The organism is Photobacterium ganghwense, from assembly GCF_017329545.1.
Classification (GTDB): domain Bacteria; phylum Pseudomonadota; class Gammaproteobacteria; order Enterobacterales; family Vibrionaceae; genus Photobacterium; species Photobacterium ganghwense.
In genome coordinates, this window is sequence record NZ_CP071325.1 from 14,271 (window position 1) to 29,093 (window position 14,823).

A 14,823-nucleotide genomic window follows, 5' to 3' on the forward strand; every position below is an offset into this window, starting at 1 on the left:
AGATATGGAACGTTTTCTCGCAATCTCACCACGCAGCCAGTTTTGGCTGTTTAATGTCGCACTGGCACTGAATATCCTTGGGATGGTGCTGACTGATATGTGGTTACCGATGGTGGTGGGTGCCATCATCACGACTTATCTGTCGGTGGATGCGCTGGTGCGGTTACGTTACGTCCTGCCGATGAAAAAGGAAATTCGCGAGCTGCGCCATGAGTTAGAGAAAGCCCGCCGTCAATTGCGCGAGAATGACACGGAGCGTGAGTGGCAGGAGCCGTAATGCAGTACCGTGTTGTGCATCCCTAACGGACGAATAAGCAAAAGGCAGCTCATTGAGCTGCCTTTTTTAGTTAGTCCCTTTCTTAATCAGATACCGGTAGGGAACCGTATCTGTCTCGGCGGCGATCAGAGTGTGATCCATAAACCGGCAGAAGCTCGGAATATCGCGCGTCGTTGACGGGTCATCAGCGATCACCAGCAGGGTATCGCCATCCGCCATTTTTCTTACCGTTTTCCGCACCATCATTACGGGTTCCGGACAGCGGAGTCCTTCTGCTTCCAGGCAATGTGTCGGGTTATCAAAAATCGTAGTCATAGTGTCGACATCTTGTTGCGAAGCCTTCGATCATACTTACGGGCAAGAATTAATCAATAAGGGTTGGCAAATCGAAATAAAACGTGTAACTTATTTAACAAGTCGTTAACGTTTTATCTTCTAATGGATTAGGAGGGATGACTATGCTTACGTCGATGGATCGCCTCACCATTTACAGTGTGTTGTGCTTTATCACTTTTTGTACCCTGATATTGCGTACACCGAACGACTCCAGTTTTTTTGCGCTGGCTGGTTTGATTGCCGCCGCGCTGGGCCTTTGGTTCGAGCTTATTCATTCTCCTGAGCTCGAAGAAGAGGAAAGCTGACAGCTAACTTTGCACATCTACTACACTCCCCCAGTTTTCTTGGGCTTCCCCGCTTTTATAGCGGGATTTTTTTTATTGGGCGCGGGATAATATGCTTTCCTTGGGCATAGACACAGGTAAGGCATGGAACTCGAAGACATCTATCGCCGCGATCTGAATCTGCTGGTAGCGCTGCGGGTGCTGCTGGAAGAAGGCAGCGTCAGTAAAGCTGCTGTTCGGCTCAATCTGAGCCAGTCAGCCATGAGCCGAGTACTGGGACGCTTGCGCGATCTACTGAATGACCCCTTATTCACCCGTCAGGGACAGCATCTGTTGCCGACTCAGCGGGCGCTGGAAATCAATGAAGCGCTGAATGCACCACTGGAAGCCATGCGTAACCTGCTTAGTCCAAGTGATTTCCGGCCGCAGGCGTGTGAGCAGCGGTTTGTGATTGCCACCACTGACTATGCGATGCAAACCATTCTGCCGTTTGCCCTGCCGCGCATTTATCAGGAAGCCCCCCACATTTCCCTGGAGTTTGCCCCGCTGCAGCATGATCACTTGTTGACCCAGCTGACCACCGATGGGTGTGACATGGCGATCTGTCGCCCGACCGGGCCGGTTGCTCCACTGCAAGCGGAGCACCTTGGCCGGGTCAGTGTGTTTTGCATGATGTCCCGTCAGCATCCGTTGGCGGCACACCCACTCACGCTGGCGGATTACCTGGCGTATCCGCATGCCATGATAGCGATCAGCGACGGGGTGAAAGCGCTGATCGATGATGCTTTGCTGGGACAGCCGGAAAGAAAATTGGTGTTGCGGGCCTATCATCTTGAAGCAGCTCTGGCGATTGTGGATACCATGCCACTGATCATTACCGTCCCGGCTGATTTGGCGTACCTGGTGGCAGCGCAGCATGATCTGGTGGTCAAGCCGTTGCCATTTACGTTTAAGCCGTTTGACTATTCACTGATCTGGCATCCGCGCTGTGAATATTCAGCGTCGCAGATCTGGCTGCGCCAACTGATCCGCGAAGAGTGCGGCAGGTTGATTGATAAACGGATTCACGACATGGGTTTACTGGGTGAAAGTGAGCGCTTGACGTGAGGTTAGCGATGAGACGGTGATCTGTGGTCGTGAGGGATGGAGGTGATTGCCGGTTATTATCTCTTCATCTTCATCGCCATAGTCGTGCTATAAAAAAGGCCAGCATGATGGCTGGCCAAGGTAGTCATTCGGGTCTTGTCGTTTGTGATCGGATCGCGTCAGCCTGTTAGTGTTTACACTGTGAGTGCTTACACTGATGATGGCTACCGCTACAGTTTGATCACCACCCGACCGGTGATTTGTCCGCGGGTGATCGCCTCGGCGCACTCTGGCACCTCTTCCAGGTTCACTTCGCGGCAGGCCTGGGCGTAGAAACTCGCTGGCAGCAGTTCGCTCAAACGCTGCCACGCCGCCATGCGTTTTTCATACGGACACATCACGGAATCGATGCCCAGCAGTTTGACGTTACGCAGAATAAACGGCATGACTGTGGTCGGCAGGTCAAATCCGCCCGCCAGCCCACACGCAGCCACGGCACCATCGTAGTCAACCTGCGCCAGGACTTTAGCCAGCACTTTACTGCCGACGGTATCGACCGCGCCGACCCAGAGTTGTTTTTCCAGTGGACGCGCCGGTTCTTCCAGCTCATGGCGTTCAGTGATCCGGCTGGCACCCAGTGATTTCAGCCAATCCCCGTTTTCTGCTGCACGACCGGTCACGGCTGCCACCTGATAGCCAAGTTGAGCCAGTAGCGTGACCGCGACTGAGCCCACACCGCCGCTGGCTCCCGTTACCAGCACTTCACCGGCTTGCGGTTTGACCCCGGCATCGACCAGTGCCTGGACACACAACATCGCTGTCAGACCGGCGGTGCCGATCATCATCGATTGCTTGCCGTCCAGCGCCGCAGGCAGTGGTACCAGCCAATCGGCGTTGAGGCGCGCTTTCTGGGCCATGCCGCCCCAGTGGCCTTCACCTACGCCCCAGCCGGTCAGCACGACTTTATCTCCAGGCTGGTAACGCTCGTCGCTGGACTCACACACTGTACCGGTAAGATCGATACCCGGCACCATAGGAAACTGGCGGACAATTTTGCCTTTCCCGGTAATGGCCAGGCCATCTTTGTAGTTCAGGGAGGAGTAATCGACATCAATGAGCACATTGCCTTCCGGCAGCTGGCTGTCATCCAGTTGTTCAATCGTTGCAAGGGTCTGCTTGTCGTGTTGGTTGAGTACCAAGGCCTTAAACATAGGGAAGCTCCGAATTCGTCAGGCGTCTTTAATTGGTTTTGAGTGTAGACGCCAAATAACCATGAATAAAATGAAACTTAATCATCTGATATATGCGGTGACTGCATAGTTAACAGAGATCAAAAAAAGCCCGCAAAAGCGGGCTTCATCAGGCGAAAAGGCTTATTCCACTCGTTCAAAGACCGTGGCGATCCCCTGACCGAGCCCGATACACATGGTCGCCAGGCCGAATTTCGCATCCTGATGTTCCATCAGGTTGATCAGCGTAGTCGAGATACGCGAGCCGGAACAGCCAAGCGGGTGACCTAGCGCGATCGCACCACCGTTCAGGTTCACTTTCTCATCGACCTTCTCCAGCAGACCCAGATCTTTGGCGCAAGGCAGTGACTGCGCCGCAAAGGCTTCATTCAGTTCAACCAGATCGATATCGTCGATTGTCAGGCCTGCGCGCTGCAGGGCTTTCTGCGTCGCCGGAACCGGGCCGTAACCCATGATCGACGGATCGCAGCCGGCAATCGCCATGGACTTGATGCGGGCACGAATGGTCAGACCCAGCGCGCGGGCTTTGCTCTCGCTCATGACCAGCATGGCCGAGGCACCGTCAGACAGGGCGGAAGATGTCCCGGCGGTCACGGTGCCGTTAACCGGATCAAACACCGGACGCAGGGCAGCCAGCGACTCAATGGTTGTTTCGGGGCGGATCACTTCGTCGTGAGCCAGCAGCGTCAGGCGGCCATCGGCATCATGGCCTTCCGTTGGCAGGATTTCGTTGGTAAAGCGGCCTTCCAGCGTCGCAGCATGGGCTCGCTGGTGGGAGCGGGCAGCGAACGCATCCTGCATTTCGCGGCTGATGCCGTGCATGCGGCCAAGCATTTCCGCGGTCAGCCCCATCATACCGGCAGCTTTGGCCACCGACTTTGACAGACCCGGGTGGAAATCGACGCCGTGGTTCATTGGGACGTGACCCATATGTTCCACACCACCAATCAGGCAAATGTCCGCATCGCCGACCATGATGGCGCGTGCCGCATCATGCAGTGCCTGCATGGACGAGCCACACAGGCGGTTGACCGTGGTGGCGCCCACGGTGTGCGGGATGCCGGCCAGCAGCGCGGCATTACGGCCAATGTTGAAACCTTGCTCCAGCGTTTGTTGAACACAGCCCCAGTAAATGTCTTCGATGGCCGCTGGATCCACCTGCGGGTTACGGGCCAGCAGGCCTTTCATCAGGTGCGCAGACAGATCTTCGGCGCGGACATGGCGGAACGCACCGCCTTTTGAACGGCCCATTGGGGTACGGAGACAGTCGACAATTACAACGTTATTCATTTATTAATCCTCATCCTTAAGCCGTGATCACGCGTTGGTTGGTACTGGGTAGTAAGTTTCACCTTTGCCCGCTTTTTCGCGCAGGCCAGCCGGTACCTCATACAGGGCACCCAGATGAGCAAAACGATCTGCCATCGCCACGTAGTTCGCCAGACCCACAGTATCCAGGTAACGGAACACACCGCCGCGGAACGGAGGGAAACCAAGACCATATACCAGCGCCATATCGGCTTCTGCCGGGCTGGCAATAATGTCTTCTTCCAGACAGCGAACGACTTCGTTGATCATCGGTACCATCATGCGGGCGATGATAGCCTCGGCATCCAGCTCCACATTGCCACTGACCACCGGTGCCAGTAGCCTGGCCACGTCGGCATCCACTGTTTTCTTAGGCTTGCCTTTACGGTCAACCGTGTAGGCGTAGAAGCCTTTGCCATTTTTCTGGCCGAAGCGCTGGGTTTCGTACATTACATCCACAGCGTCTTTGAAGTCTTTGCCCATACGATCAGGGAACCCTTCTGCCATGACGGCTTGCGCATGGTGCGCGGTGTCGATACCCACCACATCCAGCAGGTAAGCCGGGCCCATCGGCCAGCCGAATTGCTTCTCCATCACTTTGTCGATTTGCGTGAAGTCGGCACCGTCACGCAGCAGCAGGCTGAAACCCGCAAAGTAAGGGAACAGCACACGGTTGACGAAGAACCCCGGGCAGTCGTTGACCACAATCGGGGATTTACCCATCTTCGCGGCATACGCGACGACGCGGTTAATGGTCTCTTCCGATGTGTGCTCGCCACGGATAATTTCAACCAGCGGCATGCGGTGAACCGGGTTGAAGAAATGCATTCCGCAGAATTTTTCCGGGCGCTTCAGGCTTTTCGCCAGTTGGTTGATCGGGATGGTAGAGGTATTCGAGGTAATCACGGCATCGTCACCGACCAGCGCTTCCACTTCGCTCAATACAGCAGCTTTGATTTTCGGGTTTTCCACGACCGCTTCCACAACCACATCTACGTCTTCGGCACCGGCGTAGTGGAGGGTTGGTGTGATGCTGCTCAGGACGCGGGCCATGCCCAGGCCGTCAAGGTAGCCGCGTTCCATCTGCTTGTTAAGCAGTTTGGCCGCTTCTCCCATCCCCAGCTCCAGTGACGGGTCAGCAATATCTTTCATGATTACCGGCACACCTTTCAGTGCTGACTGGTAGGCAATACCGCCACCCATGATGCCGGCACCCAGTACCATGCCTTTAGCTGCTGGTTTACCGGCTTTGGCTGCTTGTTTGGCCTGGCCTTTGATGTACTGGTCGTTCAGGAAGATGCCGACCAATGCTTTGGCTACGTCGGTTTTCGCCAGGGTTACAAAGTGTTTGTTTTCGATAGCCAGCGCTTCATCACGGCTGCAGCGGGCAGCTTCTTCGATGGTTTTGACGGCTGTCATGGGGGCCGGATAGTGTGGGCCGGCAATTTGCGCCACCATGCCTTTGGCCATGGTAAAGCTCATGGTGGCTTCGATCTTGTTCAGTGCCAGCGGGGCTTTTTTCTGGGCACGGCGGTGTTGCCAGTCCAGCTTACCGGCAATGGCCTCTTTCAGCATGGCCAGTGCTGCATCACGCAGCTGCGCCGGTTCGACCACACCGTCCACCAGGCCCAATTTCAGGGCATCCAGGGCTTTTTTGTCTTTACCGGCAGTAATGATTTCCATGGCGGAGTCCGCCCCCAACAGACGAGGTAGTCGGACAGTGCCGCCAAATCCAGGCATGATGCCCAGCTTGATTTCCGGCAGGCCAACGCGGGCCGTGCTGTCTGCCAGGCGGAAGTCGGTGGACAGCACGCATTCGCAGCCACCACCCAAAGCATGACCATTGATCGCCGACAGTGTCGGCACCGGCAGGTCTTCTAATTTGTTGAAGATATCATTGGCATGGGTCACCCATTGAGACAATTCTTCAGCCGGTTTGGCAAACAGGCCGAGGAACTCGGTAATGTCAGCGCCGACAATGAAAGCGGATTTAGCCGATGTCAGTAGCAGTCCTTTCAGCTCGGTTTGGTGATACAGGACATTCAGTGCTTCGTTCAGGCTCTCTAGGGTTTTCAGGTCGAATTTATTGACACTGCCAGGGGCATTGAAGTTGAGTTCCGCGATGCCATCTTCCAGATAGCTAACGGATAGGGTTTCACCTTGGTAAATCATGTTCTATCTCCGTGAAGTTCGGTCTGAGCCGAATTGATTTAACTAGTTAGACCTGCCAGTAGGTTAAAGAATAGTCTGAACCCCTTGCTCAACAATTACAACACTCAATTTAAACATTTGTTTAACTTTCTTGATCTATACCCAAGAGGGATAGGGTATGTAAATGCAAAATATTGCTTTTTTGGAAGGTGATTTATTCTGTTTTTCAGTCAATTAGATGGTTTTGGGAGAAAGCTCTAAAGCTGAAAGATGAAGACTGGCAGGCTGAAAAGTATCGATCGTAAATGAGATATTCGTAGCACGGGGCTGCGGATTTATTCCATCGAAGGATCGATAGATATGAAGAATAAGCGGACATTTTTGTCTGTGGCGCTGGCGGCGGCATTATTGCCGGTGACAGGGCAAGCAGCCATGATGAAGAAGCCTGAACCGGTATGGGTGCCGGATATGGATTTCAGCTGGGTACCCGATTTACCACCCGGTGACCCGTTGTTCAGTCAGCAGTGGCATTTACGCAATACCGGCCAGAATGCTTTTGCTAAGACCGCCGGGACACCCGGTCAGGACATGAACCTGTGGCTGACTCATCTGCTGGGGATTCATGGTGTCGGGGTGAATGTCGCTGTTATTGATGACGGCCTGGAGATCCACCATCCGGATCTGGCTGCCAATATTCGTCCCGGCTCCTGGGATGTGGTGAACAATGACAACGATCCCAGCCCGGAAGATCCGTCCGACAATCACGGTACTGCGGTAGCCGGTTTAACGGCAGCGGTGGGCTGGAATGCGATCGGGGGCCGAGGAGTGGCTCCCCGGGCCGGATTGAAAGGGTTTAACTGGCTGAAAAACCAGTCTCAGGAAGGATGGCTGATGTCACACGGGGCGGCCGCCAATACCCAAGACACCCGGGTATTCAACCAGAGTTACGGCTATTCCACCATTTTCCCCATTGCTTATGATTTGACGGACCCTGAGTTTGCCCTCGAAGAGCAAGTGTATGAGCAGGTGACCCGCGATGCCCATCAGGGGCGCGGCAGTCTATTCGTGAAGTCGGCCGGTAACAGCTACCGTTATTTCTATGGCTGGATTGGCGAGGGGCTGGGCGGTGCTTATGTTCTACCGGGTGACTTTTTCGATAAATCCCGGGTCGGTCCGGCTAATGCCGGGCTGCCGATGCAGGACAGTAACCTGACGCCGACCAATGCCAACTACTGGAACCTGGTCGTTTCGGCCCTCAATGCCGACGGCGGTTTGTCTTCCTACAGCAGTGTGGGAGCCAACGTCTTCGTTTCTGCCCCGGGTGGGGAATACGGTGATGAAAAACCAGCCATGATTACCACCGACTTGTCGGGCTGTGAAGCCGGCAGCAATGTCACTGGTGATACCAGTAACGGCTTGCACGGTGGCCATGAGCTTGACCCGAACTGTGACTTTATAGGCACCATGAACGGGACGTCATCTGCGGCACCGAATACATCGGGTGCGGTCGCGTTGATCATGTCGGCCAATCCGGCGCTGAGCTGGCGGGACATCCGCCATATCCTGGCGTCGACAGCGACCAAAACCGATCCGGCTAACTCGGGGGTTTCGCTCAGTTTTACCCAGACATCGGGAGATGTAGCCACCTATGACGCGATACCGGGCTGGCAAACCAATGCGGCCGGATACGATTTCCATAATTTTTATGGCTTTGGCCGGGTCAACATTGATGCGGCTGTAATGATGGCGATGCACTACCGCAAGCATTTACCGCCATTGCAGATTACTGACTGGGCAACGACTCAGGCAGATGCCGTCATTCCGGATGCGAAGATTGACGGGGTGACCAGTACGTTTAATCAGCGCAAGAACTTTGTGGTCGAGAGCGTCCAGGTCAAACTGGATCTTGATCATGAGCGCCTGAATGATCTGGCGATCGAGCTGGTCTCGCCGTCCGGTACCCGCAGTGTCCTATTGTCACCACGTACCGGTCTGGTAAGCCAGTCGCTGGACAAATCCATTACCGGGTTTGAGCAGCAGTTGCTGCTGACCCACCATTTCTACGGTGAGAAAGCGAAAGGCAACTGGCAGCTGGTGGTACGGGATACCAGCCAGGACAGCAGTAGCTGGGTGGCGTATTTTGATCCGTCGAACGCCTTCCCAATCAGTTTCCCGAATAACAGTGCCGATGGGGTGCTGAAGGCATGGGATATTCGTTTCTTCGGTCACAAGGGCAATAAGGGGAAAAAACAATGAAGAAATTGCATTGGCAGTTCGGACTGCTGGCGGCACTGGTGATGGGTGCCGGTTCTGTAATGGCTGAACAGCTTCCCCCGTTACCGGCTGACGCGCAGGCGAGTTTGCATGCTGCGGGCGAAGTGGAAATGAACGGTAAGCGCTACACCAAACTGGCGCCGACGGCTGCGGCTCCTGGCATGCTTCGTGCCGCTCCGACAGTGAGCGAGGGTCTGTTTGTCGGGGATCGATTGCTGGCGGATGGGTCAACCCTGGGGCCGGTAGAGGTCAGCGGGGGAATTTTTGTCCGTCTCGCGCCGGGTGTCAGCGCGCAGCAATTTGCGGCGGATAATCAGCTGGACGTGGTGTTCACCGGGACAGACATTGTATTGTTTAAAGCCGCGGCGGGGGGGGATTTGCTCCCTCTGCTGGCGGAGCTGGAGCGCGATCCCCGTGTCAGCCAGGCAAAACTGGAGCTGGTAGGGCAGCGTAATCGCCCGCAATAATCGGTCGAAGTTTAACTGGGCCAAAGCAGCAAAGGGAGGCGTAAGCCTCCCTTTTGTTATCTGGGTTGTTGCTGGCATTGCCGTTTGTGCTCTCAGTGTAGGTCGCGTCAGGGGAAAAAGTCACAAGTTGTGAGCCGGGAGCCGTAATCTGGTTGGCGAGGCCGTGGGCAGGATGTGTTATTCTGTGTGGTTCACGTAATTTGACGAGCAGCATGGCAGAAGCATGACAGCATCACAGCCCTATCTCATTCCGGCCCAGGGGGTAGTGTTTGAGGAAGAAATCAAAAAAAGCCGCTTTATTACCTATCTGGCGCACACGCCTACGGTTGAAGCGGCTAAAGCCTTTGTCCAGCAGATAAAGGAAAAGCACCATGATGCCCGTCATAACTGCTGGGCGTTTGTCGCTGGCCGGCCGGAAGATTCCATGAAGTGGGGCTTCAGTGATGATGGCGAGCCCTCCGGGACTGCCGGTAAACCGATTCTGGCCCAGCTGACCGGTTCCGGTGTGGGAGAGATCACGGCTGTGGTCACCCGTTACTACGGGGGGATTCGGTTGGGGACCGGTGGTCTGGTCAAAGCGTATGGCGGCGGTGTGCAGCAAGCGCTAACTGTGCTGCAAACCAAAGAAAAGATAATAACTTCAGAATTAACAGTAAGCTGCGCGTATAATCAGTTGTCATTGGTGGAAACCCTGATGGCAGAGTACGATGCGCAGCAAATTGATGCGGTCTATGCCGATGGGGTGACCCTCACTATAGTGCTGGATCGGCGTCAGGTTGACACCTTTTGTGCCAAGCTGACCAACCGTAGTGGCGGTCAGGTTGAAGCCAGCCCGCGCTCGGCTGAAGCCCCGTAAACCCTGTTTATCAATAGCATAGATGAGAGCCGAACCAGGCCATGCAATTTCGCTCTATTATTAGGATTGTCGGGCTGCTGCTCGCATTATTCAGTGTCACCATGCTGGCACCGGCCATTGTTGCCCTTATTTACCGCGATGGGGCCGGTTTTCCCTTTGTTGTCACCTTCTTCTTACTGCTGGCTGGTGGGGCCCTGCTGTGGCTGCCTAACCGCCGTTATCGCCGGGAATTAAAAGCCCGGGATGGTTTCCTGATCGTCGTGTTGTTCTGGACCGTTATCGGCAGCGCCGGGGCGGTGCCTTTTATCTTGTCCAAAACCCCAGACCTCTCCGTGACCGATTCTTTTTTTGAATCTTTTTCGGCCCTGACCACGACCGGGGCAACAGTAATTGTCGGGTTAGACCATCTGCCTAAAGCCATCCTGTTTTACCGTCAGCTGCTGCAATGGTTCGGTGGTATGGGGATCATCGTCCTGGCAGTGGCCATCTTGCCGGTACTGGGGATCGGGGGCATGCAGCTGTACCGGGCGGAAATTCCGGGACCGGTCAAAGACAGCAAGATGACTCCTCGAATCGCTGAAACCGCCAAAACGCTCTGGTATATCTACCTGACGTTAACGGTCACCTGTGCCGTGGCGTTCTGGCTGGCGGGAATGTCAGTCTTTGATGCAATCTCTCATAGCTTCTCGACCATCGCGATTGGTGGATTTTCTACTCACGATGCCAGCATGGGCTACTTTAACAGTTCCACCATCAATATGATCACCGTGGTGTTTCTGTTGATATCGGCCTGTAACTTCTCGCTGCACTTTGCCGCATTTGCTCATGGCGGGATAAATCTGCGTGCCTACGCGCGGGATCCGGAGTTTCGGGCCTTTCTGGTTTCGCAGCTGATCCTGTTGGCGATCTGTTATTCCATGCTGTTAAAGCATCATTCGTATGAGTCGTACTTTGATGCTTTTGATCAGGCGCTGTTCCAGACCGTGTCCATCTCAACGACAGCCGGTTTTACCACAACCGGTTTCTCCGAGTGGCCACTGTTCCTGCCGGTGTTGCTCTTGTTTTCCTCCTTCGTCGGAGGCTGTGCAGGTTCGACCGGAGGGGGCATTAAAGTGATTCGTATGCTGCTGTTATTGCTGCAGGGGATTCGAGAGCTGAAGCGCCTGGTGCACCCACGCGCGGTATACACCATCAAAGTCGGGAACAAGGCATTGCCACAGCGAGTTGTCGATGCGGTATGGGGATTTTTCTCGGCTTATGCGCTGGTCTTTGTCATTTGTATGCTGGCCCTGATTGCGACTGGCATGGATGAGCTAACGGCATTCTCGGCTGTGGCAGCAACGCTGAATAATCTCGGGCCGGGGCTGGGCGAAGTCGCGGTGCATTTCGGGGAAGTGAACGACACCGCAAAGTGGGTGTTGATTGTGGCCATGTTGTTTGGTCGTCTTGAAGTCTTTACGTTACTGGTGCTGTTTACGCCGACGTTTTGGCGTAACTAATCACTGATAGCAGGGGTAGTAAGGAGGAAAGGTGGAAAAAGTATTACTGCTTCATTCCAGCAGTGATGGGCAAACCATCAAAATCATGCGTCACATTGAAGCTTCGCTGGGCGAGGGATATCAGTGTGAGCTGGTGGATTTAAATCAGTTACCTGACGTTGAATTTTCCCGGTATGACCGAGCTCTGATTGGCGCCTCGATCCGCTATGGTCATCTTAATAAAGCGCTGTATCAGTTTATTGCCAAGCATCAGTCAGCACTGGCGCAACACAAAGTCGGCTTTTTCTGCGTGAACCTGACGGCACGTAAAGAAGGCAAGAATACGCCGGAAACCAGCGTCTATATAAAGAAGTTCCTACAAAAATCCGCCTGGCGGCCTGAACTGATGGGCGTGTTTGCCGGTGCTTTGCGTTATCCGCGCTACAAGTGGTTCGATCGGGTCATGATTCAGTTCATCATGCGTCTGACGGGGGGAGAGACCGATACCTCGAAAGAGGTTGAATATACTGATTGGCAAAAAGTCGCGGCTTTTGCAGGTCAGTTCAAGGCGCTGTAATACGCTCTCCTAGTGGTTTTGCGTGTTTTTTGTGCGAACGCTTCGGTAGGGCATTTTTTTTTCAAAAAAAGCCCTTGCCAAGCCGATCGAACTCTCTATAATGCGACCTCACTGACACGGAGCGCGGCGAAATAAGCCAGCGACGTGAAAGAAAAGTTCTTTAACAATTTGACCATGCAATCTGTGTGGGCACTCGTGAACTGATAGTCAAAAAGATTTATCGATGAACTGAGTGACCAATTCAAAATGACTTCGGTTATTTTGGCACAGTCAATTTAATTCAGTATTCATCGAGCCAAAACTTTAATTGAAGAGTTTGATCATGGCTCAGATTGAACGCTGGCGGCAGGCCTAACACATGCAAGTCGAGCGGCAGCGACAACATTGACCCTTCGGGGGATTTGTTGGGCGGCGAGCGGCGGACGGGTGAGTAATGCCTGGGAACATGCCTTAGTGTGGGGGATAACCATTGGAAACGATGGCTAATACCGCATAATCTCTTCGGAGCAAAGAGGGGGACCTTCGGGCCTCTCGCGCTAAGATTGGCCCAGGTGGGATTAGCTAGTAGGTGGGGTAACGGCTCACCTAGGCGACGATCCCTAGCTGGTCTGAGAGGATGATCAGCCACACTGGAACTGAGACACGGTCCAGACTCCTACGGGAGGCAGCAGTGGGGAATATTGCACAATGGGGGAAACCCTGATGCAGCCATGCCGCGTGTGTGAAGAAGGCCTTCGGGTTGTAAAGCACTTTCAGCAGTGAGGAAGGCGGTATCGTTAACAGCGGTATTGTTTGACGTTAGCTGCAGAAGAAGCACCGGCTAACTCCGTGCCAGCAGCCGCGGTAATACGGAGGGTGCGAGCGTTAATCGGAATTACTGGGCGTAAAGCGCATGCAGGCGGCTTGTTAAGCCAGATGTGAAAGCCCGGGGCTCAACCTCGGAATCGCATTTGGAACTGGCAGGCTAGAGTCTTGTAGAGGGGGGTAGAATTTCAGGTGTAGCGGTGAAATGCGTAGAGATCTGAAGGAATACCGGTGGCGAAGGCGGCCCCCTGGACAAAGACTGACGCTCAGATGCGAAAGCGTGGGGAGCAAACAGGATTAGATACCCTGGTAGTCCACGCCGTAAACGATGTCTACTTGGAGGTTGGTGTCTTGAACACTGGCTTTCGGAGCTAACGCGTTAAGTAGACCGCCTGGGGAGTACGGTCGCAAGATTAAAACTCAAATGAATTGACGGGGGCCCGCACAAGCGGTGGAGCATGTGGTTTAATTCGATGCAACGCGAAGAACCTTACCTACTCTTGACATCCACGGAATCCTGCAGAGATGCGGGAGTGCCTTCGGGAACCGTGAGACAGGTGCTGCATGGCTGTCGTCAGCTCGTGTTGTGAAATGTTGGGTTAAGTCCCGCAACGAGCGCAACCCTTATCCTTGTTTGCCAGCACTTCGGGTGGGAACTCCAGGGAGACTGCCGGTGATAAACCGGAGGAAGGTGGGGACGACGTCAAGTCATCATGGCCCTTACGAGTAGGGCTACACACGTGCTACAATGGCATATACAGAGGGCAGCAAGACCGCGAGGTGGAGCGAATCCCACAAAGTATGTCGTAGTCCGGATTGGAGTCTGCAACTCGACTCCATGAAGTCGGAATCGCTAGTAATCGTGGATCAGAATGCCACGGTGAATACGTTCCCGGGCCTTGTACACACCGCCCGTCACACCATGGGAGTGGGCTGCACCAGAAGTAGATAGCTTAACCTTCGGGAGGGCGTTTACCACGGTGTGGTTCATGACTGGGGTGAAGTCGTAACAAGGTAGCCCTAGGGGAACCTGGGGCTGGATCACCTCCTTACCTAAAGACTGCGCTTTGCGTAGTGTCCACACAGATTGCTTGGTCGAAATGTAGAGAACATGTGTTCGGGTACCCAAACCCGAAACAAAAGTCCCATTCGTCTAGAGGCCTAGGACACCGCCCTTTCACGGCGGTAACAGGGGTTCGACTCCCCTATGGGACGCCACGGGTCGTTAGCTCAGTTGGTAGAGCAGTTGACTTTTAATCAATTGGTCGCAGGTTCGAATCCTGCACGACCCACCATCTTCTCCTCGGAAGATGTAAAACATCGGAGGGCGATTAGCTCAGTTGGGAGAGCACCTCCCTTACAAGGAGGGGGTCACTGGTTCGAGCCCGGTATCGCCCACCATCTTTCTTTAGAAAGACTGAAATTAGAGGGGCTATAGCTCAGCTGGGAGAGCGCTTGCATGCATGCAAGAGGTCGGCGTTCGATCCCGCTAGCTCCACCACTCTCTAAACACACTTACGAGTGTTGTTAGAAAGTGTCTATTCTTCGGGATAACAACACATGCTCTTTAACAATCTGGAAAGCTGACTAGTAATTCGATTCAGATGAATCGAAATTATTGTTTCTCGAAAGAGAAACGAGTTCTCAAGCAATACACATTCAAGTGTCTTGTGTA

At 54.1% G+C, this 14,823-nt stretch carries 12 protein-coding genes, 3 tRNA genes and 1 rRNA gene; 12 read left to right on the forward strand and 4 right to left on the reverse strand.

What is annotated here, in order from left to right:
• The first annotated feature begins 4 nt into the window (after positions 1-4).
• Positions 5-277, forward strand: a complete 273-nt coding sequence (locus FH974_RS00055; RefSeq protein ID WP_047887518.1) for a hypothetical protein — start codon at positions 5-7, stop codon at positions 275-277.
• A 66-nt stretch (positions 278-343) separates the two neighbouring features.
• On the opposite strand, the gene tusA is transcribed toward FH974_RS00055, so the two are convergent.
• Positions 344-592, reverse strand: a complete 249-nt coding sequence (tusA, locus tag FH974_RS00060; RefSeq protein ID WP_047887519.1) for a sulfurtransferase TusA — start codon at positions 590-592, stop codon at positions 344-346.
• A gap of 143 nt (positions 593-735) precedes the next feature.
• On the opposite strand from tusA, the gene FH974_RS00065 reads away from it, so the two are divergent.
• Both FH974_RS00065 and FH974_RS00070 read left to right on the forward strand, forming a co-directional pair.
• Positions 736-918: a hypothetical protein gene (locus FH974_RS00065; protein ID WP_047887520.1), complete on the forward strand. Its 183-nt coding sequence runs from the start codon at positions 736-738 to the stop codon at positions 916-918.
• Positions 919-1,041: 123 nt separating this feature from the next.
• Positions 1,042-2,004, forward strand: a complete 963-nt coding sequence (locus FH974_RS00070; RefSeq protein WP_047887521.1) for a LysR family transcriptional regulator — start codon at positions 1,042-1,044, stop codon at positions 2,002-2,004.
• A 209-nt stretch (positions 2,005-2,213) separates the two neighbouring features.
• Here the strand turns inward: FH974_RS00070 and acuI are convergent, their stop codons facing one another.
• The 3 genes from acuI to fadB form a co-directional block, all read right to left on the reverse strand.
• Complete coding sequence (acuI, locus tag FH974_RS00075) at positions 2,214-3,194, reverse strand: acrylyl-CoA reductase (NADPH) (RefSeq protein ID WP_207103415.1); 981 nt, start codon at positions 3,192-3,194, stop codon at positions 2,214-2,216.
• Positions 3,195-3,356: 162 nt separating this feature from the next.
• Complete coding sequence (gene fadA, locus FH974_RS00080; RefSeq protein ID WP_047887523.1) at positions 3,357-4,523, reverse strand: acetyl-CoA C-acyltransferase FadA; 1,167 nt, start codon at positions 4,521-4,523, stop codon at positions 3,357-3,359.
• 27 nt (positions 4,524-4,550) lie between these two features.
• Positions 4,551-6,713 carry a fatty acid oxidation complex subunit alpha FadB gene (gene fadB / locus FH974_RS00085; RefSeq protein ID WP_207103416.1) on the reverse strand — a complete coding sequence of 721 codons (2,163 nt, stop codon included), beginning with the start codon at positions 6,711-6,713 and terminating at the stop codon, positions 4,551-4,553.
• A 339-nt stretch (positions 6,714-7,052) separates the two neighbouring features.
• Between fadB and FH974_RS00090 the strand changes: the two genes are divergently transcribed.
• The 9 genes from FH974_RS00090 to FH974_RS00130 all read left to right on the forward strand — a co-directional run bounded on the left by FH974_RS00090 (position 7,053) and on the right by FH974_RS00130 (position 14,549).
• A complete protein-coding gene (locus FH974_RS00090; protein ID WP_047887525.1) occupies positions 7,053-8,948 on the forward strand; it encodes a S8 family peptidase in 1,896 nt (631 codons plus the stop codon).
• Positions 8,945-9,433, forward strand: coding sequence for a hypothetical protein (locus FH974_RS00095; protein ID WP_047887526.1), 489 nt, complete (start codon positions 8,945-8,947; stop codon positions 9,431-9,433). The genes FH974_RS00090 and FH974_RS00095 overlap by 4 nt, the downstream gene beginning before the upstream one ends.
• A 223-nt stretch (positions 9,434-9,656) precedes the next feature.
• On the forward strand, positions 9,657-10,289 hold the full coding sequence (locus FH974_RS00100; protein ID WP_047887527.1) for a YigZ family protein: 633 nt from the start codon (positions 9,657-9,659) through the stop codon (positions 10,287-10,289).
• A 41-nt stretch (positions 10,290-10,330) separates the two neighbouring features.
• Positions 10,331-11,788 (forward strand): TrkH family potassium uptake protein, encoded by a 1,458-nt coding sequence (locus FH974_RS00105; protein WP_047887528.1) that lies wholly within the window; start codon positions 10,331-10,333, stop codon positions 11,786-11,788.
• Between the two features lie 31 nt (positions 11,789-11,819).
• Complete coding sequence (gene hemG, locus FH974_RS00110) at positions 11,820-12,344, forward strand: menaquinone-dependent protoporphyrinogen IX dehydrogenase (RefSeq protein ID WP_047887529.1); 525 nt, start codon at positions 11,820-11,822, stop codon at positions 12,342-12,344.
• A gap of 304 nt (positions 12,345-12,648) precedes the next feature.
• A 16S ribosomal RNA gene (locus FH974_RS00115) occupies positions 12,649-14,200 on the forward strand.
• Positions 14,201-14,290: 90 nt separating this feature from the next.
• Positions 14,291-14,366: transfer RNA gene (locus tag FH974_RS00120), tRNA-Glu, on the forward strand.
• 1 nt (position 14,367) lies between these two features.
• Positions 14,368-14,443 (forward strand) — tRNA-Lys (locus FH974_RS00125).
• Positions 14,444-14,473: 30 nt separating this feature from the next.
• Positions 14,474-14,549, forward strand: a tRNA-Val gene (locus FH974_RS00130).
• The last annotated feature ends 274 nt before the right edge of the window (positions 14,550-14,823 follow it).

What these genes read in the sequence shown, in the direction of transcription:
- FH974_RS00055 (WP_047887518.1), top strand. Translation starts at nt 5, where the DNA reads ATGGAACGTTTTCTCGCAATCTCACCACGCAGCCAGTTTTGGCTGTTT.
- tusA (WP_047887519.1), bottom strand. Translation starts at nt 592, where the DNA reads ATGACTACGATTTTTGATAACCCGACACATTGCCTGGAAGCAGAAGGA.
- FH974_RS00065 (WP_047887520.1), top strand. Translation starts at nt 736, where the DNA reads ATGCTTACGTCGATGGATCGCCTCACCATTTACAGTGTGTTGTGCTTT.
- FH974_RS00070 (WP_047887521.1), top strand. Translation starts at nt 1,042, where the DNA reads ATGGAACTCGAAGACATCTATCGCCGCGATCTGAATCTGCTGGTAGCG.
- acuI (WP_207103415.1), bottom strand. Translation starts at nt 3,194, where the DNA reads ATGTTTAAGGCCTTGGTACTCAACCAACACGACAAGCAGACCCTTGCA.
- fadA (WP_047887523.1), bottom strand. Translation starts at nt 4,523, where the DNA reads ATGAATAACGTTGTAATTGTCGACTGTCTCCGTACCCCAATGGGCCGT.
- fadB (WP_207103416.1), bottom strand. Translation starts at nt 6,713, where the DNA reads ATGATTTACCAAGGTGAAACCCTATCCGTTAGCTATCTGGAAGATGGC.
- FH974_RS00090 (WP_047887525.1), top strand. Translation starts at nt 7,053, where the DNA reads ATGAAGAATAAGCGGACATTTTTGTCTGTGGCGCTGGCGGCGGCATTA.
- FH974_RS00095 (WP_047887526.1), top strand. Translation starts at nt 8,945, where the DNA reads ATGAAGAAATTGCATTGGCAGTTCGGACTGCTGGCGGCACTGGTGATG.
- FH974_RS00100 (WP_047887527.1), top strand. Translation starts at nt 9,657, where the DNA reads ATGACAGCATCACAGCCCTATCTCATTCCGGCCCAGGGGGTAGTGTTT.
- FH974_RS00105 (WP_047887528.1), top strand. Translation starts at nt 10,331, where the DNA reads ATGCAATTTCGCTCTATTATTAGGATTGTCGGGCTGCTGCTCGCATTA.